The sequence below is a fragment of the Pseudomonas sp. OV546 genome (assembly GCF_900116845.1).
Taxonomy (GTDB): Bacteria; Pseudomonadota; Gammaproteobacteria; order Pseudomonadales; family Pseudomonadaceae; genus Aquipseudomonas; species Aquipseudomonas petroselini.
The window spans coordinates 307,953-333,216 of sequence record NZ_FPCE01000004.1 but is presented as its reverse complement, the minus strand read 5'-3'; the positions used below and the strand labels follow the sequence as shown (position 1 = coordinate 333,216).

The window sequence follows — 25,264 nt, the reverse complement described above, 5'->3', positions numbered from 1 at the left end:
GGGAACTTGCCAGCTCCATTGGTTACCCGAGTTTAATTTTTTTCGCAAGCGGACCAATCTTTGGTCACGCGACAGGGCATTCAAGCAGAAGCAATTAGAAAATGCCCACTAATGAGCAAGAGGCCTGGGCTAGAGCATCAGGCGCACGACCGACTCGCTCGGGTCGCGGGTTTTGCCGGCCGCTTTGAGCTCGGCGAGATAATCAGCCCACAGTGCATCCTGACGCACGGCCAACTGGTAGAGGTAGTCCCAGGTGAACAGTCCGCTGTCATGCCCGTCGTCGAAGGTCAATTTCAGTGCGTACTGGCCGGCCGGTTCGATCTTGGTCAACCGGACGTTGAGCTTGCCGAATTGCAGGATGGGTTTACCGTGGCCCTGGACCTCGGCGGAAGGCGAGTGGGTGCGCAGCAGTTCGGCAGGCAGTTGATACACCTCGTCGGGCCCGTAGGTGAGGCCGAGGGTGTTGGAGGTTTTGTGCAGGTTTACCGCGGTGGGGAATTTGGACATAGGTAATGATCCTGAAGAAACCGGCTTCAACATGTGGGAGGGGGCTTGCCCCCGATAGCAGTGTGTCAGTCAGCATATATCTGTCTGACAAACCGCTATCGGGGGCAAGCCCCCTCCCACATTGAAGCGAAGCGATTCTGTGTGAGGCTTACAGAATGTAGCGCGACAAGTCTTCGTTCTGCGCCAATTCGCCCAAGTGGCTGTTGACGTACTCCGCGTCGATCTTGATCACTTCGCCATTCTGCGCACCTGCCAGGTCACCGGCGCTGAAGGACACTTCCTCCAGCAAGCGCTCCAGCAAGGTGTGCAGGCGACGCGCACCGATGTTCTCGGTCTTCTCGTTGACCTGCCAGGCGATCTCCGCCAGGCGCTTGATGCCGTCCGGTTGGAACTCGATGCCCAGGCCTTCGGTTTTCAGCAGCTCACGGTACTGCTCGGTGAGCGACGCATGCGGCTCGCTGAGGATGCGTTCGAAATCGCCCGGGGTCAGCGCCTTGAGCTCCACGCGAATCGGCAGACGGCCTTGCAGCTCCGGCACCAGGTCGCTTGGCTTGCTCAGGTGGAACGCACCGGAGGCGATGAACAGGATGTGGTCGGTCTTGACCATGCCCAGCTTGGTGTTCACGGTGCAGCCTTCGATCAGCGGCAGCAGGTCGCGCTGTACGCCTTCACGGGACACATCCACGCCGCCCGAGTTACCGCGCTTGGCGACCTTGTCGATCTCGTCGATAAACACGATGCCGTGCTGCTCGACCGCCTCCAGGGCCTTGGCCTTGAGTTCTTCCTCATTCACCAGGCGCCCGGCTTCCTCGTCGCGCACCAGTTTCAGCGCTTCCTTCACCTTGAGCTTGCGGCTTTTCTTCTTGCCCTTGCCCATGTTGGCGAACAGGTTCTGCAACTGGCTGGTCATTTCTTCCATGCCAGGCGGCGCAGAGATGTCGACGCCGGAGACTTCGGCGACTTCGATCTCGATTTCCTTGTCGTCCAGCTGGCCTTCACGCAGACGCTTGCGGAACAGCTGGCGGGTATTGGAATCCGAGGCCGGCGCGGCGTCTTCGTTGAAGCCCATGCGGGCCGGTGGCAGCAGGGCATCGAGGATGCGTTCTTCGGCGGCGTCTTCGGCGCGGTGGCTGACCTTGGTCATTTCCTGTTCGCGCAGCAGCTTCAAGGCGGCGTCGGCGAGGTCACGAATGATTGACTCGACGTCGCGGCCGACGTAGCCCACTTCGGTGAACTTGGTGGCTTCGACCTTGATGAACGGCGCGTTGGCCAGCTTGGCCAGGCGACGGGCGATTTCGGTTTTACCGACGCCGGTCGGGCCGATCATCAGGATGTTCTTCGGCGTTACTTCAACGCGCAGTTCTTCGGGCAGTTGCATCCGGCGCCAGCGGTTACGCAGCGCAATGGCAACGGCGCGCTTGGCATCGTCCTGGCCGATGATATGGCGGTTGAGTTCATGGACGATTTCGCGGGGAGTCATGGACATAGTGTTTGGCGGCCTCAAGCGGGAATAAGCCTACGGCTTACTCGGCGAGGTCCTGCTCCTCAATGGTCTGGTTGTGGTTGGTGAACACGCAGATATCACCGGCGATGCCCAGGGCGGTCTCGACGATTTCGCGGGCCGACAGGTCGGTTTTCTTCAACAGTGCGCTGGCTGCGGCTTGGGCGTAGCCACCGCCGGAACCCATGGCGATCAGGCCATGTTCAGGCTCAACCACATCGCCGTTACCGGTGATGATCAGGGAAGCGTCTTTGTTGGCGACGGCCAGCATGGCTTCCAGGCGGCTGAGGGAGCGGTCGGTGCGCCATTCTTTGGCGAGTTCGACGGCGGCACGCACGAGGTGGCCCTGGTGTTTTTCCAGCTGGCCTTCGAAGCGCTCGAACAGGGTGAAGGCGTCGGCGGTAGCGCCGGCAAAGCCTGCGAGAACCTGGCCGTGGTACAGGCGACGCACTTTCTTGGCGTTGCCTTTCATCACGGTATTACCCAGGGAAACCTGGCCGTCGCCGCCCATGACGACTTTGCCGTGGCGACGTACTGAAACGATGGTGGTCAAGGGGAGAGTCTCCACGCAGCGGGGCGAAAATGCCCTGATGGAAACTGATATGGGGGTGGTGGGGGGGATTTCAACTGTAGGGGTTTATGGCGGACGAGTGGTGTTTATCGGTCTGACACCCATTCCAGAGCGGTGCAAAACCAAATGTGGGAGGGGGCTTGCCCCCGATGGCAGTGTGTCAGTCACCGAAAATGTTGATTGATCTACTGCTATCGGGGGCAAGCCCCCTCCCACATTTGATCCAGGTTAGCTGAAGGTCAGCGGCTCTGGCGTTGTTGTAACAACAGGTTGCTAAACCCGGCGCCGGCCAATTGTTTCTGCGCCACGGTCAGCTGTTCACGGTTGCTGAACGGCCCCACCAGCACGCGATACCACGTCGCATCCTTCACTGTGCCGGACTCTACTGTCACCGTCTGGCCCAGCAGAATGATCTGCGCCCGCACGCGATCCGCGTCCGCCTGTTTCGGGAACGAGCCCGCCTGCAGGAAGAACTTGGTCACCGGTGCTGCCTTGGTCTCGGCAACCGGCGGGGCTGGCGGCGGCGTAATCCCGGCCAGTGCGGCCTGGGCACGCGCGGTGTCGATTTTTGCCGCTTCCGCCGGGGTCACCGGTGTGGTCGGCACTTGCGGCGTCGGTAGGGTTTTCTCCGGTACGGCGTCAGGCGGCACGATCACTTCCGATTCCGGCAGCAGCGTGTAGAAGTCGTACTTCGGCTTCACCGGTGCCGTCGGGCTTGGTGCGGTCTTGTTGGCTTCGGCCATTTTGGTGGCTTTCTGCTGCTCCTGTTTGACGCGTTTGACGTCGTCACCCTGGCCGGGGTCCAGCTTCATCAGAAACACGACAAACGCGCCGACCGTAAGGCCGATCGCCATCCACAACCAGCCCGGGATCGGCTTTTTCGCTGGGGCCTGGTAGCGGCTGGCGCCGCGCTTGGGTGCAGGTTTTTTCTTGGCAGCCAACTTACATACGCTCCAGGGTTTCCAGGCCTAACAATTCCAGGCCTTGCTTGAGGGTCCGTCCAGCCAGTGCGGCGAGGCGCAGGCGACTTTGCTTCTGGGCTTCGTCGTCGGCGGTGAGGATCGGGCAGTTCTCGTAGAAGCTGGAGAACAGGCCGGCGACTTCGTACAGGTAGGTGCAGAGGATATGCGGCGTGCCTTTTTCACCCACGCTGTTCAGCACTTCGCCAAATTGCGCGAGCTTGGCGGCCAGTTCCTGTTCGTGCGGCGCTTGCAGGTCGATCTGGCCTTCGACTTCACTGAAGTCCTTGCCCAGCTTGCGGAACACGCCGGCCACGCGGGTGTAGGCGTACAGCAGGTACGGCGCGGTGTTGCCTTCGAAGTTGAGCATCAGGTCGAAGTTGAAGCTGTAGTCGCTGGTGCGGTGCTTGGACAGGTCGGCGTATTTCACCGCACCAATGCCCACCACGCGGGCGATGTTGCGCAGGTCAGCCTCGGCCAGCTCAGGGTTCTTCTCCTTCACCAGGGTGTAGGCCCGTTCCTGGGCTTCGGTCAGCAGGTCGATCAGCTTCACGGTGCCGCCGTCACGGGTCTTGAACGGGCGGCCATCGGCGCCGTTCATGGTGCCGAAGCCCATGTGTTCCATGTCCATCGGGTGGGTCACGAAACCGGCCTTGCGCGCCACGGCGAACACTTGCTGGAAATGCAGGGCCTGGCGCTGGTCGACGAAGTAAAGGGCGCGGTCAGCCTTGAGCGTGCCACTGCGGTAGCGCACGGCGGCCAGGTCGGTGGTGGCGTAGAGGTAGCCGCCATCGGCCTTGACGATGATCACCGGCAGCGGCTCGCCGTCGGCGTTCTTGAATTCGTCGAGGAACACGCACTGGGCGCCGTTGCTCTCGACCAACATGCCCGCTGCCTTCAAGTCATTGACCACGTTGATCAGGTCGTCGTTGTAGGCGCTCTCGCCCATCACATCGGCCATGGTCAGCTTGACGTTGAGCAGTTCGTAGATCTTCTGGCAGTGGGACAGCGAAATGTCTTTGAACTTGGTCCACAGTGCCAGGCATTCGGCATCACCGGCTTGCAGCTTGACGACCAGGCCGCGGGCGCGGTCGGCGAACGCTTCCGACTCGTCAAAACGTTTCTTGGCGGCGCGGTAGAAGTTTTCCAGGTCCGACAGTTCGTCGCTGGTGATCGGGTTTTCCTGCAGGTAGGCCATCAGCATGCCGAACTGCGTGCCCCAGTCGCCCACGTGGTTCTGGCGGACGACCTCATCACCGAGGAACTCCAATACCCGGGCCACGCCGTCGCCGATGATGGTCGAACGCAAGTGGCCAACGTGCATCTCTTTGGCCAGGTTAGGCGCCGACAAGTCGACCACGGTGCGCTGGGCCGGACCGGCCTTGCGCACGCCCACGCGGGCATCGGCCAGGGCCGCGTCGAGACGGCCGGCCAGCGCCTGGGTGTTCTGGAAGAAGTTGATGAAACCTGGGCCGGCGATTTCGGCCTTGGTCACACTATCGTCGACAGGCAGCGCAGCGATGATTTTTTCCGCCAGGTCGCGCGGTTTCATGCCGGCAGGCTTGGACAGCATCATCGCGATGTTGCTGGCGAAGTCGCCGTGGGTCTTGTCGCGGGTGTTTTCCACCTGGATCGCCGGCGTCAGGCCTTCAGGCAACACACCTTCGTTGACGAGTTGGGTGAGGGCTTGTTGGATCAGCTGGCGAATGGTGTCTTTCATGGTGTTCTCTTTCGACCGCAAGCGGCGGCGCGCGATGCGCAGGTGGAAAAACTGGGCATTATCCGTGGCGAGGGCGGGCTTGCCAACCTTCGTCGGACCTTCACAGACGATTAACCTGCGGCGAGGGAGCTTGCTCCCGCTGGAGTGCGGAGCACTCCCAAAATCGTTGGGGCCGCTTCGCACCCCAGCGGGAGCAAGCTCCCTCGCCACAAGGGCAATTCAATAAAGGTCTACCGGGTCAACGTCCAGCGACCATCTCACCTGTCGGCCACTGGGCATTTGCTCCAGGGCAAGCAACCAGCTACTTAATAGCCGATGCAGGGGCGCGCGCGAGGTTGCCTGCAAGAGTAGCTGAGCCCGATAGCGCCCGGCGCGGCGCTCCATGGGCGCGGGCACCGGGCCGAGCAGTTCGATGCCGCTCAGACCCAGTTCGCCGAGCAAACGTTCGGCGGCGCTGCACGCTTCATCCAGAAAGCTCTCTGCTTGCCCCGGTTTGTGGGCCTCGGCGCGCAGCAAGGCCAGGTGGGAAAACGGCGGCAGGCCGGCGGCGCGGCGTTCGCTGAGCGCCTGTTCGGCGAAGGCAAAGTAGCCTTGTTCCGTCAGTTGGATCAGCAGTGGGTGGTCGGCCAGGTGCGTCTGGATAATCACCCGGCCTGGCTCTTCAGCGCGGCCCGCGCGGCCGGCGACCTGGACGATCAACTGTGCCATGCGTTCGCTGGCGCGAAAATCCCCGGAGAACAGCCCGCCATCGGCATCCAGGATCGATACCAGCGTCACTCGTGGAAAGTGGTGCCCTTTGGCAAGCATTTGCGTGCCGATCAGGATGCACGGCTGGCCTTTCTGGATGGTCGCGAACAGTTGGTTCATCGCGTCCTTGCGCGACGTGCTGTCGCGGTCGACGCGCAGTACCGGGTAGTCTGGGAACAGGATGCCCAGGCGTTCTTCGGCCCGTTCGGTCCCTGCGCCTACCGGTCGCAGGTCGACCTTGCCGCACTGCGGGCAGTGACGCGGCACCCGTTCCACATGGCCGCAATGGTGGCAGCGCAACTCGCCATGGCGCTGGTGCACGGTTATGCGCGCATCGCAGCGCTCGCATTCGGACATCCAGCCACAGTCATGACACAGCAGGGTCGGCGCAAAGCCTCGGCGATTGAGAAACACCAACACCTGCTGGCCGGCGGCGAGGGTCTGGCCGATGGCTTGTTGCATCGGACCGGAAATACCGCTGTCCAGCGGGCGGCTTTTGACGTCCAGGCGCAGGAAACGTGGCTGCTTGGCGCCGCCCGCCCGCTCGTTCAGGCGCAGGAGGCCGTAACGGCCGGTGTAGGCGTTGTGCAGGCTTTCCAGGGACGGCGTGGCCGAACCCAGCACAATCGGGATGTCTTCCTGGCGTGCGCGCACCAGTGCGAGGTCGCGGGCGTGATAGCGCAGGCCTTCCTGCTGCTTGTAGGAGCCGTCATGCTCCTCGTCGATGATGATCAGCCCGGGGTTTTTCATCGGCGTAAACAGGGCCGAGCGGGTGCCGATAATAATGTCGGCGTCGCCATCTCGCGCGGCCAGCCAGGACTCCAGGCGTTCACGGTCGTTGACCGCCGAGTGCACCAGCGCGATGCGTGCGTTGAAGCGCTGTTCGAAGCGCGCCAGGGTCTGAGGGCCCAGGTTGATCTCGGGGATCAGCACCAGCGCCTGTTTGCCGGCCTGCAGGGTTTCGCGGATCAACTGCAGATAGACTTCGGTCTTGCCGCTGCCGGTGACGCCGGCCAGCAGGAAGGCGTGGAAACTGTCGAAGCCGGCGCGAATCGCCTCATAGGCGGCGCGTTGCTCGGGGTTCAGCGGCAGTTCCGGTTGCGCCAGCCAGTGTTCGTGACGGGCATCGGGGGCGTGCTTGCGGATTTCCACCTGCACCATGCCTTTGGCCAACAGCAGGTCGAGGCTGTCTTTGCTCAGCATCAGCTTGCTTAATAGCTGGTGAGCCACGCCATGGGGGTGCTGCGCCAATGTGGCCAAGGCTTCACGCTGGCGCGGCGCGCGGGCGATGCGCGGGTCGTCGAGTCGCGCCCCGGGGACCATCGACCAGAAGCGTTCCTGGCGCGCTTCGGCCAGTTCGCCCTGGCGCAGCAGCACCGGCAGCGCCCAGCTCAAGGTGTCGCCCAGGCTGTGCTGGTAATACTGGGCGGTCCACAGGCACAGCTTGAACAGCGCGGGTGGCAGCGGTGGGGTGGCGTCGAGGATCGCCAAGGCCGGCTTGAGTTTCTCGGCCGGCACTTCGCTGTGATCGGCGATTTCTACCAGGATGCCGATCATCTCTCGGCGCCCGAACGGTACGCGCACGCGCATGCCCGGCTGCAACTGCGCCCGCAGCACGCCGGCCGGGGCCCGGTAATCGAACAGGCGGCGCAGGGGCGAGGGCAGGGCTAGGCGCAATATGGCGTCGGGCACGCGAGGGGTCTCATATAAAGGCAGGCGGTGGCGCAGGGGCGCGAGCCTAGCAGACGAGGGGTGGCTTGGGTATGCCGCGCTTTTCTGATGAAAGGTGCTTTTATCTTTACAAGCAAATAGTGTCGCCGCTTGCGCGATTGAAAAGGTCTGGTAGAATCCGCGGCCTAATTACGTGCGGTATTCGACAATAGTGTCGAGTGGCGGCACGCTAGCCCGAGGAAGTGCCATGAAAGCCGATATCCATCCAGCGTACGAAACCATCGAAGTCACCTGCAGCTGCGGCAACAAGTTCGAAACCCGTTCGAACCTGTGCAAGCCACTGGGTACTGACGTATGCAACGAGTGCCACCCGTTCTACACCGGTAAGCAGAAAACTCTGGACACCGGCGGCCGTGTACAGCGCTTCGCAGATCGCTTTGGTGCTTTCGGCAAGAAGCCTGCTGCTACTCCAGCAGAGTAAGGCTCAAAAGCCTTATGGGCTTTTGCAAGCTGTTGAAAAAGGCGTCCCTCGCGGGCGCCTTTTTTATGCCTGGGATTTGGCTTTCAGTCGCCCAGGCCGAGGTGTTTTGCCCCGCTCCGGCCGCCCTGGCCCAGGTGGAGGTGCAGCGCGTGGTGGATGGCGACACGGTGCGCCTCAAGGACGGTCGCAGCGTGCGGATGATTGGTCTCAATGCACCGGAAACCGGCAAGCGTGGCCGCTCCGATGAGCCCTATGCCGTCGCTGCCCGCCAGCATTTGCAGGCCTTGGTGGATGCCAGCAACCACCGTGTCGGGCTGGTGCCGGGCCGCGAGAGCAAGGACCGTTACGGCCGAACGTTGGCTCACCTCTACGGCGCTGATGGTGAGAACCTGGAAGCACAACTGCTGGCCCAGGGGCTGGGGTTTCAAGTAGGTGTTGCGCCCAATGTCGATCTCGTCGCTTGCCAGCAGGCTGCCGAAAACGCTGCCCGCAAGGCGCGGCTGGGTCTTTGGCGGCAATCACCCGTGCAAAATGTGGCGCAACTCAAGCAATCCGGCTTTGCCTTGGTCAGCGGGCGGGTAAGCAAGATCGAGCGCAATCGCGGCGGAATCTGGATCGAATTGCAGGGGGCACTGGTATTACGCATTGCACCCGACCTCGTCCGCCAATTCGACGCCGCATGGCTCAGTGGCCTGCAAGGTAAGACAATTGAGGCGCGTGGCTGGGTGCAGGACCGTGCTGAGCGTGGCGGCCTGAAAAACGACCAGGCCCGCTGGCTGTTGCCGCTGACCGATCCCAGCATGCTTAAATCGACTGAATAAGAAAAAGTTGTAGACATTTTTTTCGTCGATTGTGAACAGTTGAGCCCTTGTATCCCGTGGCCTTAGACCAAAGTACGGCGCTTTGGGGCCTTGACACCTGTGACTGCCCAGTCTTGTAGGGACTTTACGACACGCGTATCCTCGGCGGTCCGTCGACCAACAGTAAAAGCGGAATGCCGATATGTCTGATTTGAAAACTGCCGCTCTCGAATATCATGCCCATCCTCGTCCAGGAAAGCTGAGTGTAGAGCTCACCAAGGCCACTGCTACCGCCCGCGACCTGTCGCTGGCCTACAGCCCTGGTGTTGCCGAGCCCGTACGTGAAATCGCCCGCGACCCTGAACTGGCGTACAAGTACACCGGCAAAGGCAACCTGGTTGCAGTGATTTCCGATGGCACCGCGATTCTCGGCCTGGGTAACCTCGGCCCATTGGCTTCCAAGCCGGTGATGGAAGGTAAGGGCGTGCTGTTCAAGCGCTTTGCCGGCATCGACGTTTTCGACATCGAAGTCGACTCCGAAAGCCCGCAGGCTTTCATCGACACGGTCAAGCGCATTTCCATCACCTTCGGTGGCATCAACCTGGAAGACATCAAGGCACCTGAGTGCTTCGAGATCGAAAAGGCCCTGATCGAACAGTGCGACATTCCGGTATTCCACGATGACCAGCACGGCACCGCGATCGTTACCGCGGCCGGCATGATCAACGCCCTGGAAATCGCCGGCAAGACCCTGGCTGATGCCAAGATCGTCTGCCTGGGCGCCGGCGCTGCAGCCATCTCTTGCATGAAGCTGATCGTCAGCATGGGCGCCAAGCTGGAAAACATCTACATGGTCGACAGCAAGGGCGTGATCCAGTCCGAGCGTACCGACCTGAACCAGTACAAGGCGATGTTTGCCCACCCTTCCTCCAAGCGCACCCTGGCTGACGCCCTGAACGGTGCCGACGTGTTCGTCGGCCTGTCCGGTCCGAACCTGCTGAGCGCCGAAGGCCTGAAGTCCATGGCGGCCAACCCGATCGTGTTCGCCTGCTCGAACCCAGACCCGGAAATCTCCCCGGAACTGGCGCACGCCACCCGTAACGACGTGATCATGGCCACCGGCCGTTCGGACTACCCGAACCAGGTCAACAACGTACTGGGCTTCCCGTTCATCTTCCGTGGCGCCCTGGACGTTCGCGCCAAGCGCATCAACGAAGAGATGAAAGTGGCGGCCGCCAACGCCCTGCGCGAACTGGCCAAGCTGCCGGTGCCTCAGGATGTGTGCGATGCCTACGGTGGCGCCAAGCTGGAATTCGGTCGTGAGTACATCATTCCGAAACCAATGGATAAGCGCCTGATCACCCTGATCTCCGATGCCGTGGCCAAAGCCGCCATCGAGACCGGTGTGGCCACCCTGCCGTATCCGAAAAACTACCCGCTGCAAAGCGTGGATGATGTGTTCAACGGCTAAGCCGTTGTAGCGCACCAACAAAAAGCCCCGGCTCTCACGAGTCGGGGCTTTTTGCTGTCTGGAGTTCGCCGATGGCCTTGTAGTGAGCGGGCTTGCCCCGCGCCGGGTGGCGAAGCCGCCCCAACACCTGACACCTCGTTCTAATTGGAGAAACTCGGTGCCTGGATTGGGGCGGCTTCGCCACCCAGCGCGGGGCAAGCCCGCTCACTACGGGTCAGAACAAATCGATCGGCGCCGCCTCGTCCGCCGGCAACGGACTGCCCGGCGCAACGCCATTAACAAAAAGCCCCGGCTCTCACGAGTCGGGGCTTTTTGCTGTGTGGTGTTCGCATGGCCCTTGTAGTGAGCGGGCTTGCCCCGCGCCGGGTGGCGAAGCCGCCCCAACACCTGACACCTCGTTCTAATTGGAGAAACTCGGTGCCTGGATTGGGGCGGCTTCGCCACCCAGCGCGGGGCAAGCCCGCTCACTACAAGGTCAGAACAAATCGATCGGCGCCGCCTCGTCCGCCGGCAGTGGGCTGCCTGGCGCAACGCCATTGCCCAGCTCATTGACCGATGGCGGCGTGTCTTCGCTCTTGAACAGTTCGAAGTACGCATTCGGCGTGCTTGGCGAGGCCGCGCGGCCGCTGACCGGGTCGATGCGCAGGCTGAGGATGCCTTCCGGCTCAGGCTGCGTATGCGGCGGCTTGTCCTTCAAGGCCGCGCCCATGTAGCTCATCCAGATCGGCAGTGCGACGGTGCCCCCGAACTCGCGGCGGCCCAGGCTTTCCGGCTGGTCATAACCGGTCCATACGGTAGTCACGTAGTCGGCGTTGTAGCCGGAGAACCAGGCGTCCTTGGACTCGTTGGTGGTACCGGTCTTGCCGGCGATGTCCGGACGGTTCAGCGCCAGTGCGCGGCGGCCGGTACCTTTCTTGATGACGTCTTCCAAGATGCTGTTGAGGATATAAGTGGTACGGCCGTCGACGATGCGCTCGGCGACCGCAGGCGTCTGGGGCTCAGCCGGCGTGCCGTTGGCCGCAGGCGTTGTGCCTGGGGTCGGCTCGATGGTGATGCCTCCGTTGCTCGGGGCTGCCAGGCCATCAGTCGCCGCCACGCCATTGACCACATCCCCCGGCACGCGCGGCGGGTTGGCCGTGAACAGGGTGTCGCCGTTGCGGCTTTCGATCTTGTCGATCAGATACGGCGCGATCTTGTAGCCGCCGTTGGCAAACGTGCTCCAGCCGGTGGCGATTTCCATCGGTGTAAGGGTCGCCGTACCCAAGGCCAGGGACAGGTTCGGCGGCAGGTCCGACTTGGCGAAGCCAAAGCGCGTCATGTAATCGATGGTCTTGCCCACGCCCATGGCCTGCAGCAAGCGGATCGACACCAGGTTACGCGACTTGTACAGCGCCTCACGGATGCGGATCGGGCCGAGGAAGGTGTTGGTGTCGTTCTTCGGGCGCCAGACCTTGTCCAAGTACTCGTCGACAAACACGATAGGCGCATCGTTGACCAGGCTGGCGGCGGTGTAGCCGTTGTCCAGTGCGGCGCTGTAGATGAACGGCTTGAAGCTCGAGCCTGGCTGGCGCTTGGCCTGGGTCGCGCGGTTGTAGTTGCTCTGCTCAAACGCGAAGCCGCCGACCAGGGCGCGGATTGCACCATTCTGTGGGTCCAGCGAAACCAGCGCGCCTTGGGCCAGTGGCACCTGGCTGAATTTGAGGCTGTCGTCCTTCTGGCGTTGCACGCGGATCAGATCGCCCACTTGCGCCACGTCCGACGGCTGCTTAGGCATCGCGCCCATGCTGTTGGTATTCAGGAAAGGGCGCGCCCATTTCATGCTGTCCCACGCCACATGGGCTTCGCCGGTACGGGTCAGCACCTGCACGCCATCTTTCTTCACCTGGGTGACGATGGCCGGCTCCAGGCCGCTGATCGGGCGTTGTTTGCCAAGCTCTGTGGTCCAGGCGCTCAGCGTTTTGCCCGGCAGGCGCGATTCAGGGCCACGGTAACCGTGGCGCTGGTCGTAGGTGATGAGGCCTGAATGCACCGCCTCATTGGCGATGTCCTGCAAGTTGCTCGGTACGGTGGTGGTCACGCGGAAGCCTTCTGTGTAGGCCTCGCTGCCGTAACGGCCGACCATCTCGGCACGCGCCATCTCGGCGATATAAGGGGCGTTCACTTCCGGTGTCGGCACGTGGTAGCTGGCGTTCAAAGGCTCGGCCACGGCGCTTTCGTAAGCGGCCTGGTCGATTTTGCCCAGCTTGTACATGCGGCCCAGGATCCAGTCGCGACGTTCTTTGCTGCGGGCCGGGTTGGCCAGTGGGTTAAAGCGCGATGGCGCTTTGGGCAGGCCGGCAATCATGGCCATCTGCGCCAGGCTGGCGTCACGGATGGACTTGCCATAGTAGACCTGGGAGGCCGCCTCGATTCCGTAGGCGCGGTTGCCCAGGTAGATCTTGTTCACGTACAGCTCGAGGATCTCGTCCTTGGTCAGCTGACGTTCGATCTGCAGTGCCAGGAGGATCTCGGTGGCCTTGCGCGAAAAGCTGCGCTCGCTGGTGAGGAAGAAGTTCTTCGCCACCTGCATGGTGATGGTGCTGCCGCCGGATTGAATGTGTCCGCTTTTTACCAATTGTGTCGCCGCACGCACCAGGCTGCTGGGGTCGACGCCATAGTGGTTGGCAAAATTATCGTCTTCGGCCGAGAGCAGGGCGCTGATGAAATTGGGCGGAATATCGGCAAAACGGATCGGTGTGCGGCGCATTTCGCCGAACTCCGCGATCAGTTTTTCATCGCTGCTGTAGACCCGCAAAGGAATCTGCAACTGGATACTTCTGAGGGCCTCTACGGAGGGCAAACCCGGACTAAGGTAGAGGTAGGCCCCGCTGAGCACGAGCAGCAGCCCGCAAACGATGGCGACAATGGAGTACCCGAAAAACTTCAGCAGACGAATCAAGGCTTTTGGATTTCCAGAGAAAAGAATGAGTTAGGCGTCGGGGCATGCATGGCAAACGATGGATCGACCCGAGCTGCAGATAAAAGCGGGAAAAAACGCTGGGCATTAAAGCATTTTTCGACTTCGGGCGTCATTCGCGCCTGTTCAACAAGTCGACCGAATGCATGGCGCCCGGCGGCAATCAGGCGGTATGACAGACAAAGTGTTGGGGAGTTTTATGGGAAAGGGATTTTTCACGCGCAAAGTCGACACGCTTCTGGGTGTCGACATCAATGACACGGCCATACGGCTGGTCGAGTTGGGCCGCTGCACTTCAGGCTACAGCGTTCAGGGCTACGTCACGCAGGCACTGCCTGCGCACGCGGTGGTCGACGGCACATTCCTCGATCTCGACGGTGTGGCACGCGCCCTGCGCAGCGCGTTGTCGCGGTTGTCGACGTCGGCCCGTGGCGCTGCGGCTGCCGTGGCCGGGCCTTCGGTGATCACGCGGATGATCGAGATGGAGGCCGGGCTCACTGACGATGAGATGACCTGGATGATCCAGATGGAGGCGGACCAGTACATTCCTTATCCACTGGATGACGTGGCTATCGACTTTCAAGTGCGCGGGCCAACAGCCCTAAATCCAGGCCGTGTCGAGGTACTGCTGGCCGCGTGCCTGAAAGAACAGGTGGAAGCGCGGCAAGCCGTTCTGGCCCTGGCCGGGTTGGTGCCGAGGGTGGTCGACGTCGAAGCGTTTGCATTGGCGCGCGCTTGCAGTCAGGATTTCGCCAGCTTCACGCCGGGCCATCGAGTCGATGGTGCACAATGGGCCGTGGATGCCCAAGGGATGGGAATTGCTTGCGGGCTGGCCCTGAGGAGTTTCGCTTGAAGACACGAATCAACCTATTGCCATGGCGCCAGGCGCTGGCAGAGCGGCGACGCAAGTATTGGCTGGCGTTTTTGCTGGCGTTCGCCTGCGCCGCGCTCGCCGCCGTATGGCTGGCGGACCAGGTGATCGACCAGGCGATTGACCGGCAGGTGACCCGCAATGACCATCTGGGCAAGGACATCGCTGGCCTGGATTCGCGTATCAAGACCATCGACGATCTGCAGGAGCAAAGCCAGCAATTGGCGCAGCGCATGAAGGTCGTGCAAGACCTGCACGATGCCCGCTCATCCGGTGCTCAACTGTTGGATCAGTTGGCGCGCGCGGTACCCGACGGGGTGCACCTGCACGAAGTGGTGGCGAAGGGCGATACGGTGAGTATCAGCGGCAGCGCCGAATCCAGCCAGGACATCGCCCAGTTGATGCGCCGCCTGGAGGCGGCGCAAGGTGCCCATTCCACTCGGTTGCAACAGGTGCGAACGGATGGCGCACGCGGCAACAACGAATTCCAGCTGATGGTGCGCCAGGGCCAGTCCTCCGGGGCTCAACCTTGAGCCTGCCAAGGCTCACTCTTTCTGCACTCACTCACAACGCTGCGAAATGGCCCCTACCTGGCAAGGCCCTGTTGGGCTGTGCACTGGCGGGCGTGGTGTTTGTGGTGGGCGACCTTGTGTACCTGAGCCCTTCGCGGGAGCGGTTGCGCCAGGTCGAGGCGCGGGAAGTGGCCCTGCAGCAGCACGTCACACAGAAGACAGTCCTGGCCGCCAGCCTTGAGGCACGCACGCAACAGCTCCAGCTGATGCAGTCGACAGCCGATGAGCTTTTTCAGGCGCTGCCTGGAGCGTCCGAAATGCCCGGCTTGCTGGAAGACATCGCTGGCTTGGCGTTGGCCAATGGTTTGCTGGTCGAGAGTGTCACTCCGCTGGATGAGCAGCCTCGGTCGTTCTATCACGAGCAGCCGGTGCAGATCGGTTTGACCGGGGCTTATCACGACCAGGCAATGTTCCTGAGCAGCCTGGGTAGCCTGCCGCGAATCGCCACGGTGCACGACGTTACCCTACGGCGTGAGGGCACGCTGGTGCGCCTCGATCTGCTGGCCAAGGCCTACTGGCGGCAAGGCGGCGGGGTGGCTGGGCAGGTCCAGCGGAGGCAGCCCTTTGCCTACGATATCAGCGGCTTACGCGACCCGTTCCGGCGGCTTGCCGTTCAAGTCGATCATGTCCCTGGTCGGCCAGCCCGTGCGCCGGACCTCGGCCGGCCGCGCGGAGCCCTGGAAAGCCTTGCGGTGGAACAGTTCCAGATGGTCGGCACGCTGTCCCGTGGGCTGCAGGCTTTTGCCCTGCTGCGTGCCGCATCCAAGGTGCATCGCCTAGCGGTCGGTGACTATTTGGGGCCGGACCATGGCCGGGTCACGGCCATTCATGAGCGTTATATAGAACTGGTCGAACTGTTTCCTGATGGCCAGGGAGCCTGGCTGGAACGCCCTCGAACCCTCGTGTTAAACGTCAACTCATAACGGAATCAAACAATGAAAAGGACTTTCTCGTCCTTCGGTGTGGCGCTATGGATAGCGTTCACGACACCGATGGCTGTTGCTGTGCCCAATCGCGTAGACCTGATCCAGTTGCCGCCCCCCGCTAGCGCCACAGTGGGCGCCTACAAAGGGGACAGGCTTAACCTCAACTTCCAGAGCATCGAGCTGCGCACCGCGCTGCAGCAAATTGCCGATGTGGCGGGCCTCAACCTGATCGCCAGCGATGATGTGCAGGGCTCGATCACCCTGCGCCTAAAGGATGTGCCCTGGGACCAGGCGCTGGACCTGGTGCTGCAAGCCAAAGGCTTGGATAAGCGGGTCAAGGCCGGCGTATTGCTGGTGGCGCCCGCCGAAGAGTTGGCTGCGCGTGAGCTGCTGACCCTCGAGTCGCGCAAGCAAATGGCTGAACTGGCGCCCTTGCGGCGGGAGCTGCTGCAAGTCAATTACGCCAAGGCGGCCGACTTGGCCAAACTGTTCCAGTCGGTCACCGGCCTTGAGGGCGTCACCGACGAGCGTGGCTCGGTAGCCGTCGATGACCGCACCAACAACATCATCGCCTACCAGACCGGGGAGCGTTTGGAAGAGCTGCGGCGGATCGTGGCACAGCTGGATATTCCGGTGCGCCAGGTCATGATCGAGGCGCGGATTGTCGAGGCCAATGTCGATTACGACAAAAGTCTGGGCGCACGCTGGGGTGGGCGACTCAATCGCGGTAACTGGGGCGCGGGCGGCATTCCCAAACCTCAACCTGAAGGCGCGGAACCGCCGGAAAACCCGCCCAGTTCGCCCTTTGTCGACTTGGGTTCGCTGACGGGCACCTCGGGCCTGGGCATCGCCTTTATCACCGATAACCTGCTGCTGGACCTGGAGCTGACCGCCATGGAGAAAACCGGCAATGGTGAAATCGTCTCGCAACCCAAGGTGGTCACGTCTGACAAGGAAACCGCGCGCATCCTCAAGGGCACCGAGATCCCCTATCAGGAATCCAGCTCCAGTGGCGCCACGTCGGTGTCCTTCAAGGAGGCTTCGTTGTCGCTGGAAGTCACCCCGCAGATCACCCCTGACGACCGGGTGATCATGGAGGTCAAGGTCACCAAGGATGAGCCTGACTACCTGAACAAACTCAACGACGTGCCGCCGATCAAGAAAAACGAGGTCAACGCCAAGGTGTTGGTCAAGGACGGCGAGACCATTGTCATCGGCGGGGTTTTCTCCAATACCCAAAGCAAAGTGGTAGATAAAGTGCCATTTTTGGGCGATGTGCCGTATCTTGGCCGCCTTTTCCGGCGCGATGTGGTGGCGGAGAAAAAATCCGAGCTGCTGGTATTCCTGACTCCGCGTATTATGAATAACCAGGCGATTGCTGTGAGTCGTTGATTCTGTGCGAAATTTGATTCTTGTAGGACCGATGGGGGCTGGAAAAAGCACCATCGGCCGTTTGCTGGCCAAAGAGCTGCGCCTGCCATTCAAAGATTCCGACAAGGAAATTGAATTGCGCACGGGTGCCAATATCCCATGGATCTTCGATAAGGAAGGCGAGCTGGGCTTTCGTGACCGCGAGCAGGCGATGATCGCCGAGCTGTGCGGCTGCGATGGCGTGGTATTGGCCACGGGCGGTGGTGCAGTGATGCGCGATGAAAACCGCCGCGCGCTGCATGCCGGTGGTCGGGTGGTGTACCTGCATGCGTCGGTTGAGCAGCAGGTGGGCCGCACTGCCCGAGATCGCAATCGTCCGTTGCTGCGTACGGCCAACCCGGAGAAAACCTTGCGAGACCTGCTCACCTTGCGTGATCCGCTCTATCGGGAAATCGCCGATCTGGTGGTAGAAACCGATGAGCGGCCACCTCGAATGGTGGTCCTCGACATTCTTGAGCGCCTGCAACGGCTGCCACCCCGTTAAAGCCAGGCCCGAAATGCGCTATTCTCGGCGGCGCGCTATCACCCTGTGGGGTGTGGCGTAGAGCCATCAGGTGACGCCAGCGCTTGGCGTTGCCGGTCGTCAATACATCTTCAACGCGGGGACACATGCAGACACTTAAGGTCGATTTAGGCGAGCGCAGCTACCCGATCCATATCGGCGAAGGTCTGTTGGACCAACCCGAGCTGCTCGCACCGCATATTGCCGGGCGGCAAGTGGCGATCATCTCCAACGAAACGGTCGCGCCGTTGTATCTTGAGCGTCTGAACCGCAGCCTGGCGGCGTACTCAGTGATTTCCGTGATCTTGCCCGACGGCGAAGCCCACAAGAACTGGGAAACCCTGCAACTGATTTTTGATGGCCTGCTCACCGCTCGCCATGACCGCCGCACCACCGTGATCGCCCTGGGCGGCGGTGTGATCGGCGACATGGCCGGCTTTGCAGCGGCCTGCTACCAGCGTGGCGTGGATTTTATCCAGGTGCCGACCACCCTGCTGTCCCAGGTCGATTCGTCGGTGGGCGGCAAGACCGGTATCAACCACCCCCTGGGCAAAAACATGGTCGGTGCGTTCTATCAGCCGCAAGCCGTGCTGATCGACACCGCGACCCTCAATACCCTGCCACCGCGTGAGTTGTCGGCGGGCCTGGCGGAAGTCATCAAGTACGGGTTGATCTGCGACGAGCCGTTCCTGACCTGGCTGGAAGAACACGTGGATGCGCTGCGCAACCTCGACCAAGTGGCGCTCACCGAGGCGATTTCGCGCTCCTGTGCCGCCAAGGCGCTGGTGGTGAATGCCGACGAACGGGAGTCCGGTGTACGGGCCACCTTGAACCTGGGCCACACCTTCGGCCATGCGATCGAAACGCACATGGGCTATGGTGTGTGGTTGCATGGGGAGGCCGTCGCGGCTGGCACGGTGATGGCATTGGACATGTCGCAGCGCCTGGGCTGGATCAGCGCCCAGGAGCGTGATCGTGGCATCCGTCTGTTCCAGCGCGCCGGTTTGCCGGTCATTCCGCCTGAGGAGATGACCGAGGCGGACTTCCTCGAACATATGGCGATAGACAAGAAAGTGATCGACGGTCGACTGCGACTGGTGCTGCTACGCCACATGGGCGAAGCAGTCGTGACCGACGATTATCCGAAAGAGATTTTACAGGCCACGCTGGGAGCGGATTACCGCGCCCTGGCTCAGCTGAAAGGTTAATAAGACCCGATGACTAGTTTGCATGCCGACGAGGCGTTCCTCGGCCACTACCAGTTAAGCCACGACCCTTTTGCTCCGCGGGTGCCTGGTTTCAAATTCTTCCCGGCCCAGCGCAAACCGGTGCTGGGTCAGTTGCACCATCTGGCGCGCTACAGCCAACTGCTGCTGGTTGTGACCGGCCCGTTGGGCAGCGGCAAGACCCTGCTGCGCCAGGCCCTGGTGGCCAGCACCAACAAGCAGTCGGTACAGAGCGCGGTGGTGTCGGCCCGTGGTGCCGGTGATGCGGCGGGCGTGTTGCGCCAAGTCGCCCAAGCGCTGGAGGTGGCCACCGCTGAGCCGAACGCGATCCTCAAGCAGGTCGTGCAACTGGGCCTGACCGGCCAGGAAGTCTACCTGCTGGTGGATGATGCCGAGCAGCTCGACGAATCCGCCCTTGAAGCGCTGCTGGCGCTGGCGGCGGGTACGCCGGAAGGTCGCCCGCACGTGTTCCTGTTTGGTGAGTCGTCGTTGATCGCCGACCTGGAGCAGATCAGCGGTGAACAGGAGCTGTTCCACGTTATCGAGTTGCAGCCGTACGAAGAGGAAGAAACCCGCGAATACCTGGCTCAACGCCTGGAAGGCGCAGGGGCGGGCATCGAACTTTTCTCTGCTCAACAGATCTCTGATATTCACGAAAGCTCCGACGGCTGGCCTGGCACCATCAACCAGGTCGCCCGCGATGCCATGATCGAAGCCATGATTGCCAGCCGCACTGCGGTCAAGCGTCCAAAGATGGGGTTCACGATGCCTAAGAAACACGTATTGGCTATTTCCGCCGTTGTTGTGGTCGCTGTCGCCGCCGCCTGGTTGATCCCAGGCCGCAGCAAGGCACCGACGACCGCCGGCGCGCCAACCGAACAGGCGCAGTTGCCACTGGGCAAGCCCACGCCAAATGTCGAATTTGCCAACTCCGGTCAACCGACCAGCCTGCCGATGGTGGGCCAACCTGTGATGCGCGGCCCACTCGCCGAAGAAGCCGGTGGTATCTCCGAAGGTGACGACGGTGTGCCGGTGGAAGGCTCCAGCGCCACGCCGCCGACCGTGACCACGACTGCACCGCCTGCGGGCGTGCCAGCGGGTCAGCCAGCCGCCAAGCCAACGCCTGCGCCAACGGTCGCCACCGCGAAGCCGGCACCGGTTACCAAGCCTGTCGCCCCTGCACCGGCCGCCAAGCCAGCGCCAGCGGCCAAGCCTGCTGAAAAACCCGCCGCCACTGTCGCCAAAGCCGGCGCCGCTGGCAGCAGCTGGTACGCCAGCCAACCTACCGGCAACTTCGTGGTGCAGATCCTCGGCACCAGCTCCGAAGCCAACGCCCAGGCGTTCGTGAAAGAGCAGGGCGGCGAGTACCGTTATTTCAAGAAAGTGCTCAACGGCAAGCCTCTCTACGTGATCACCTACGGCAACTTCTCCAGCCGTGCTGCAGCTGATTCTGCCATCAAAGCCTTGCCAGCGAAGGTTCAGGCTGGTAAACCTTGGCCTCGCACTGTCGCCAGCGTTCAACAAGAACTGGCAGCAACTCGCTGAAGATCCGGCGGCCTTACCCAGGCCGCCCTCCCGGCACCTCAAAAAAGATCGCAAGGCGTGCAGCCCCTCCAGGCCGCGCGCTTTGTGGTGTCTGCGTCACAGTGGCTTTTGAGTCGTAGCGGTCAGAATTAAAAAAGTTTTGACTAGCACAGCATATCGCTTTAAACCTTTCATAAATGCGACATAGATTTGCGACATTTCGTCGCTAAATTTGTGGGCGTCTGTGTCGGTGTGTACAATGACCTCCCTTTTGCCCCCGCTAAGTCGGCGTACGTTCGACGTGGAAGGTAACCGGTTGAATTGAAAAGAAATTTGCCTCGTTATAAGAGGCAGCCTGGTGAGAAAGTGTCTATGAAAGCAGGTCTGTACCAACCCGATGAATTCAAGGATAACTGCGGTTTCGGCCTGATAGCCCATATGCAGGGCGAGCCCAGTCATACCCTTTTGCAAACGGCCATCGAGGCCCTGACCTGCATGACCCACCGCGGTGGGATCAACGCCGACGGCAAGACCGGTGACGGTTGCGGCTTGCTGATTCAAAAGCCCGACCTGTTCCTGCGCGCTGTCGCCAAAGAGCACTTTGCGGCCGACCTGCCCAAGCAGTACGCCGTGGGCATGGTGTTCTTCAACCAGGACCCGGTCAAAGCCGAAGCCGCTCGCGAGAACATGAACCGCGAGATCCTCGCTGCCGGCCTGCAGCTCGTCGGCTGGCGCAAAGTGCCGATCGACACCAGCGTGCTCGGCCGCTTGGCCTTGGAGCGCCTGCCGCAGATCGAACAAGTGTTCATCGCCGGCGACGGCCTGAGCGACCAGGACATGGCGATCAAGCTGTTCACCTCCCGTCGTCGCTCGTCGGTGTCCAACGCCGCCGACACCGAACACTACATCTGCAGCTTTTCCCACAAGACCATCATTTATAAAGGCCTGATGATGCCGGCGGACTTGACCGCCTTCTATCCAGACCTGAGCGATGAGCGCCTGCAAACCGCAATCTGCGTGTTCCACCAGCGCTTCTCCACCAACACCCTGCCGAAGTGGCCGCTGGCCCAGCCATTCCGCTTCCTCGCCCACAACGGCGAGATCAACACCATCACCGGCAACCGCAACTGGGCCGTGGCCCGTCGCACCAAGTTCGCCAACGACTTGATGGACCTGGAAGAGCTCGGCCCGCTGGTCAACCGCGTGGGCTCCGACTCCTCCAGCATGGACAACATGCTCGAGCTGATGGTCACCGGCGGCATCGACCTGTTCCGTGGCGTGCGCATGATCATTCCGCCTGCGTGGCAGAACGTCGAAACCATGGACCCGGATCTGCGTGCGTTCTACGAGTACAACTCGATGCACATGGAACCGTGGGACGGCCCGGCCGGCGTGGTCATGACCGACGGCCGCTACGCGGTGTGCCTGCTCGACCGTAACGGTCTGCGCCCGGCGCGTTGGGTGACCACCACCAACGGCTTCATCACCCTCGCGTCGGAAATCGGCGTGTGGAACTACCAGCCCGAAGACGTCATCGCCAAAGGCCGCGTAGGCCCTGGCCAGATCCTCGCCGTGGACACCGAAACCGGGCAGATCCTCGACACCGACGCGATCGACAACCGCTTGAAGTCCCGTCACCCGTACAAGCAATGGCTGCGCAAGAACGCCCTGCGCATCCAGGCGACCATGGAAGACAACGACCACGGTTCGGCTTTCTATGACGTCGACCAGCTCAAGCAGTACATGAAGATGTACCAGGTCACGTTCGAAGAGCGCGACCAGGTGCTGCGCCCGCTCGGTGAGCAAGGCTACGAGGCCGTCGGCTCCATGGGCGACGACACGCCAATGGCCGTGCTGTCCCAGCGCGTGCGTACGCCGTACGACTATTTCCGCCAGCAGTTCGCCCAGGTGACCAACCCACCGATCGACCCGCTGCGCGAAGCCATCGTGATGTCCCTGGAGGTGTGCCTCGGTGCCGAGCGCAACATCTTCCAGGAATCGCCTGAGCACGCTTCTCGCGTGATCCTCAGCTCGCCGGTCATTTCGCCGGCCAAGTGGCGCTCGCTGATGACCCTGGAACGCCCAGGCTTCGACCGCCAGATCATCGACCTGAACTACGACGAGAGCCTCGGCCTTGAAGCCGCTGTGCGTAACGTCGCCGACCAGGCCGAAGAAGCTGTGCGCGCCGGTCGTACCCAGATCGTACTGACCGACCGTCACATTGCGCCGGGCAAGCTGCCGATCCACGCGTCGCTGGCTACCGGTGCAGTGCACCACCGCCTGACCGAAAAAGGCCTGCGCTGCGACTCCAACATCCTCGTGGAAACCGCCACTGCCCGCGACCCGCATCACTTTGCGGTGTTGATCGGCTTCGGCGCCTCGGCGGTGTACCCGTTCCTGGCCTACGAAGTGCTGGGCGACCTGATCCGTACCGGTGAAGTGCTGGGCGACCTCTATGAGGTGTTCAAGAACTACCGTAAGGGCATTACCAAGGGCCTGCTGAAGATCCTGTCGAAGATGGGCATCTCCACCGTCACCTCTTACCGTGGCGCACAGCTGTTCGAAGCCATCGGCCTGTCTGAAGAAGTGTGCGACCTGAGCTTCCGTGGTGTACCGAGCCGCATCAAGGGGGCGCGTTTCGTCGACATCGAAGCCGAACAGAAAGCCTTGGCAGCCGAAGCCTGGAGCGCGCGCAAGCCGATCCAGCAAGGTGGCCTGCTCAAATTCGTACACGGTGGCGAATACCACGCCTACAACCCGGACGTGGTCAGCACCCTGCAAGCCGCCGTGCAGCAGGGCGACTACGCCAAGTTCAAGGAATACACCGCGCTGGTGGATAACCGCCCGGTGTCGATGATCCGCGACCTGTTCAAGGTGAAAACCCTGGACACGCCGTTGGCTATCAGCGAAATCGAGCCGCTGGAATCGATCCTCAAGCGCTTCGACTCCGCCGGCATTTCCCTGGGTGCCTTGTCGCCTGAGGCTCACGAAGCCCTGGCCGAAGCCATGAACCGCCTGGGTGCGCGTTCCAACTCCGGCGAAGGCGGCGAAGACCCGGCGCGCTACGGCACCATCAAGAGCTCGAAAATCAAGCAGGTCGCGACCGGCCGGTTCGGTGTAACCCCGGAATACCTGGTCAACGCCGAAGTGCTGCAGATCAAGGTCGCCCAGGGCGCCAAGCCCGGTGAAGGCGGCCAGCTGCCAGGCGGCAAGGTCAATGGTCTGATCGCCAAGCTGCGTTATGCAGTGCCGGGCGTGACGCTGATTTCTCCGCCACCGCACCACGACATCTATTCGATTGAAGATTTGTCGCAGCTGATTTTCGACCTGAAACAAGTCAATCCGCAGGCCCTGGTCTCGGTGAAACTGGTAGCAGAAGCCGGCGTGGGCACCATCGCCGCCGGTGTGGCCAAGGCCTATGCCGACCTGATCACCATCTCCGGCTACGACGGCGGCACCGGCGCTTCGCCGCTGACCTCGATCAAGTACGCCGGCGCACCGTGGGAATTGGGCCTGGCGGAAACCCACCAGACCCTGCGCGGTAACGACCTGCGCGGCAAGGTTCGGGTACAGACCGACGGCGGCCTGAAAACCGGCCTCGACGTGATCAAGGCCGCGATCCTCGGCGCCGAAAGCTTTGGCTTCGGCACTGCACCGATGATCGCCCTGGGCTGCAAATACCTGCGCATCTGCCACCTGAACAACTGCGCCACCGGTGTCGCCACTCAGAACGAGAAGCTGCGCAAGGATCACTACATCGGCACCGTCGACATGGTGGTGAATTTCTTCACCTACGTGGCCGAAGAAACCCGTGAGTGGCTGGCCAAGCTGGGCGTGCGTTCCCTCGAAGAGCTGATCGGGCGTACCGACCTGCTGGACATCCTCGAAGGCCAGACCGCCAAGCAGCATCACCTGGACCTGACGCCGCTGTTGGGCAGCGATCACATCCCGGCCGACAAGCCGCAATTCTGCCAGGTTGACCGCAACCCACCGTTCGACAAAGGCCTGTTGGCCGAGAAGATGGTCGACATGGCCGGCTCCTCGATCAATGACGCCAGCGGCGGCGAATTCGCCTTGGATATCTGCAACTGCGATCGCTCCATCGGTGCACGCATCTCCGGCGAAATCGCGCGCAAGCACGGCAACCAGGGCATGGCGAAAGCGCCGATCACCTTCCGCTTCAAGGGCACCGCTGGGCAGAGCTTCGGCGTGTGGAACGCCGGCGGCCTGCACATGTACCTGGAAGGCGACGCCAACGACTACGTGGGCAAGGGCATGACCGGCGGCAAGCTGGTGATCGTTCCGCCTAAAGGCAGCGTCTACAAGACCCAGGACAGTGCCATCATCGGCAACACCTGCTTGTACGGCGCCACGGGTGGCAAGCTGTTCGCCGCCGGTACCGCCGGTGAGCGTTTCGCCGTGCGTAACTCCGGTGCCCACACCGTGGTGGAAGGCACGGGCGATCACTGCTGTGAGTACATGACCGGGGGCTTTGTCGCGGTACTGGGCAAGACCGGTTACAACTTCGGTTCGGGCATGACCGGCGGTTTCGCCTACGTGCTCGACCAGGACAACACCTTCGTCGACAAGGTCAACCACGAGTTGGTCGAGATCCAGCGGATCAGCGGCGAAGCCATGGAATCCTACCGGAACCACTTGCAGCACGTGCTGGACGAGTACGTCGAGGAGACCGGCAGCGAATGGGGTCGTAACCTCGCCGAGAACCTCGATGATTACCTGCGTCGTTTCTGGCTGGTCAAGCCCAAGGCTGCCAACCTGAAATCGTTGCTTTCCAGCATCCGTGCCAACCCGCAGTGATATGCGCCTG

The 25,264-nt window shown here is 61.9% G+C and carries 17 protein-coding genes and 1 pseudogene; 11 read left to right on the top strand and 7 right to left on the bottom strand.

Translation table 11 applies throughout. The annotated features are described in order from the left end of the window. Positions 1-129: 129 nt before the first annotated feature. From BM403_RS11870 to BM403_RS11845, 6 genes are all read right to left on the bottom strand, one after another. Positions 130-507: a gamma-butyrobetaine hydroxylase family protein gene (locus BM403_RS11870; RefSeq protein WP_012721806.1), complete on the bottom strand. Its 378-nt coding sequence runs from the start codon at positions 505-507 to the stop codon at positions 130-132. Between the two features lie 148 nt (positions 508-655). Further along, positions 656-1,993, bottom strand: coding sequence for an ATP-dependent protease ATPase subunit HslU (gene hslU, locus BM403_RS11865; protein ID WP_025858691.1), 1,338 nt, complete (start codon positions 1,991-1,993; stop codon positions 656-658). 37 nt (positions 1,994-2,030) lie between these two features. Next, complete coding sequence (gene hslV, locus BM403_RS11860) at positions 2,031-2,561, bottom strand: ATP-dependent protease subunit HslV (RefSeq protein WP_003171209.1); 531 nt, start codon at positions 2,559-2,561, stop codon at positions 2,031-2,033. 257 nt (positions 2,562-2,818) lie between these two features. Next, positions 2,819-3,520, bottom strand: a complete 702-nt coding sequence (locus tag BM403_RS11855) for an SPOR domain-containing protein (protein WP_093542893.1) — start codon at positions 3,518-3,520, stop codon at positions 2,819-2,821. Position 3,521: 1 nt separating this feature from the next. Next, positions 3,522-5,258, bottom strand: a complete 1,737-nt coding sequence (gene argS / locus BM403_RS11850; RefSeq protein WP_046033858.1) for an arginine--tRNA ligase — start codon at positions 5,256-5,258, stop codon at positions 3,522-3,524. 219 nt (positions 5,259-5,477) lie between these two features. Continuing rightward, positions 5,478-7,697: a primosomal protein N' gene (locus BM403_RS11845; RefSeq protein ID WP_093542891.1), complete on the bottom strand. Its 2,220-nt coding sequence runs from the start codon at positions 7,695-7,697 to the stop codon at positions 5,478-5,480. Positions 7,698-7,923: 226 nt separating this feature from the next. Between BM403_RS11845 and rpmE the strand changes: the two genes are divergently transcribed. The 3 genes from rpmE to BM403_RS11830 all read left to right on the top strand — a co-directional run bounded on the left by rpmE (position 7,924) and on the right by BM403_RS11830 (position 10,428). Then, positions 7,924-8,157 (top strand): 50S ribosomal protein L31, encoded by a 234-nt coding sequence (rpmE, locus tag BM403_RS11840; protein ID WP_005784030.1) that lies wholly within the window; start codon positions 7,924-7,926, stop codon positions 8,155-8,157. Positions 8,158-8,171: 14 nt separating this feature from the next. Continuing rightward, entirely contained in the window at positions 8,172-8,978 is an 807-nt protein-coding gene (locus tag BM403_RS11835) for a thermonuclease family protein (protein ID WP_093542889.1), read from the top strand. Positions 8,979-9,159: 181 nt separating this feature from the next. Next, on the top strand, positions 9,160-10,428 hold the full coding sequence (locus BM403_RS11830; RefSeq protein ID WP_012721812.1) for a malic enzyme-like NAD(P)-binding protein: 1,269 nt from the start codon (positions 9,160-9,162) through the stop codon (positions 10,426-10,428). Between the two features lie 475 nt (positions 10,429-10,903). Here BM403_RS11830 and BM403_RS11825 read toward each other — a convergent pair whose 3' ends face one another. Next, a complete protein-coding gene (locus tag BM403_RS11825) occupies positions 10,904-13,363 on the bottom strand; it encodes a penicillin-binding protein 1A (protein ID WP_370636104.1) in 2,460 nt (819 codons plus the stop codon). A 220-nt stretch (positions 13,364-13,583) separates the two neighbouring features. On the opposite strand from BM403_RS11825, the gene pilM reads away from it, so the two are divergent. From pilM to gltB, 8 genes and pseudogenes are all read left to right on the top strand, one after another. Continuing rightward, positions 13,584-14,237 (top strand): type IV pilus assembly protein PilM, encoded by a 654-nt coding sequence (gene pilM, locus BM403_RS11820; protein ID WP_043206113.1) that lies wholly within the window; start codon positions 13,584-13,586, stop codon positions 14,235-14,237. Further along, positions 14,234-14,788, top strand: coding sequence for a PilN domain-containing protein (locus tag BM403_RS11815; protein WP_012721814.1), 555 nt, complete (start codon positions 14,234-14,236; stop codon positions 14,786-14,788). Before pilM ends, BM403_RS11815 begins: the two co-directional genes overlap by 4 nt. Further along, positions 14,785-15,750 (top strand): pilus assembly protein PilP, encoded by a 966-nt coding sequence (locus BM403_RS11810; RefSeq protein ID WP_012721815.1) that lies wholly within the window; start codon positions 14,785-14,787, stop codon positions 15,748-15,750. The genes BM403_RS11815 and BM403_RS11810 overlap by 4 nt, the downstream gene beginning before the upstream one ends. Before the next feature lie 138 nt (positions 15,751-15,888). Beyond that, positions 15,889-17,145 (top strand): annotated as a pseudogene (locus tag BM403_RS11805) (type IV pilus secretin PilQ); the annotation flags it as partial. 4 nt (positions 17,146-17,149) lie between these two features. Next, entirely contained in the window at positions 17,150-17,668 is a 519-nt protein-coding gene (aroK, locus tag BM403_RS11800) for a shikimate kinase AroK (protein ID WP_010213757.1), read from the top strand. Positions 17,669-17,793: 125 nt separating this feature from the next. Next, entirely contained in the window at positions 17,794-18,894 is a 1,101-nt protein-coding gene (aroB, locus tag BM403_RS11795) for a 3-dehydroquinate synthase (RefSeq protein WP_012721816.1), read from the top strand. A 9-nt stretch (positions 18,895-18,903) separates the two neighbouring features. Then, positions 18,904-20,457, top strand: coding sequence for an SPOR domain-containing protein (locus tag BM403_RS11790; RefSeq protein WP_093542887.1), 1,554 nt, complete (start codon positions 18,904-18,906; stop codon positions 20,455-20,457). A 351-nt stretch (positions 20,458-20,808) separates the two neighbouring features. Continuing rightward, complete coding sequence (gltB, locus tag BM403_RS11780) at positions 20,809-25,254, top strand: glutamate synthase large subunit (RefSeq protein ID WP_012721818.1); 4,446 nt, start codon at positions 20,809-20,811, stop codon at positions 25,252-25,254. Positions 25,255-25,264: the final 10 nt, after the last annotated feature.

Bases quoted from the DNA above. Each gene is read 5' to 3' on its own strand.
- BM403_RS11870 (WP_012721806.1), bottom strand. From the start codon at position 507: ATGTCCAAATTCCCCACCGCGGTAAACCTGCACAAAACCTCCAACACC.
- hslU (WP_025858691.1), bottom strand. From the start codon at position 1,993: ATGTCCATGACTCCCCGCGAAATCGTCCATGAACTCAACCGCCATATC.
- argS (WP_046033858.1), bottom strand. From the start codon at position 5,258: ATGAAAGACACCATTCGCCAGCTGATCCAACAAGCCCTCACCCAACTC.
- rpmE (WP_005784030.1), top strand. From the start codon at position 7,924: ATGAAAGCCGATATCCATCCAGCGTACGAAACCATCGAAGTCACCTGC.
- BM403_RS11835 (WP_093542889.1), top strand. From the start codon at position 8,172: ATGGGCTTTTGCAAGCTGTTGAAAAAGGCGTCCCTCGCGGGCGCCTTT.
- BM403_RS11830 (WP_012721812.1), top strand. From the start codon at position 9,160: ATGTCTGATTTGAAAACTGCCGCTCTCGAATATCATGCCCATCCTCGT.
- pilM (WP_043206113.1), top strand. From the start codon at position 13,584: ATGGGAAAGGGATTTTTCACGCGCAAAGTCGACACGCTTCTGGGTGTC.
- aroB (WP_012721816.1), top strand. From the start codon at position 17,794: ATGCAGACACTTAAGGTCGATTTAGGCGAGCGCAGCTACCCGATCCAT.
- BM403_RS11790 (WP_093542887.1), top strand. From the start codon at position 18,904: ATGACTAGTTTGCATGCCGACGAGGCGTTCCTCGGCCACTACCAGTTA.
- gltB (WP_012721818.1), top strand. From the start codon at position 20,809: ATGAAAGCAGGTCTGTACCAACCCGATGAATTCAAGGATAACTGCGGT.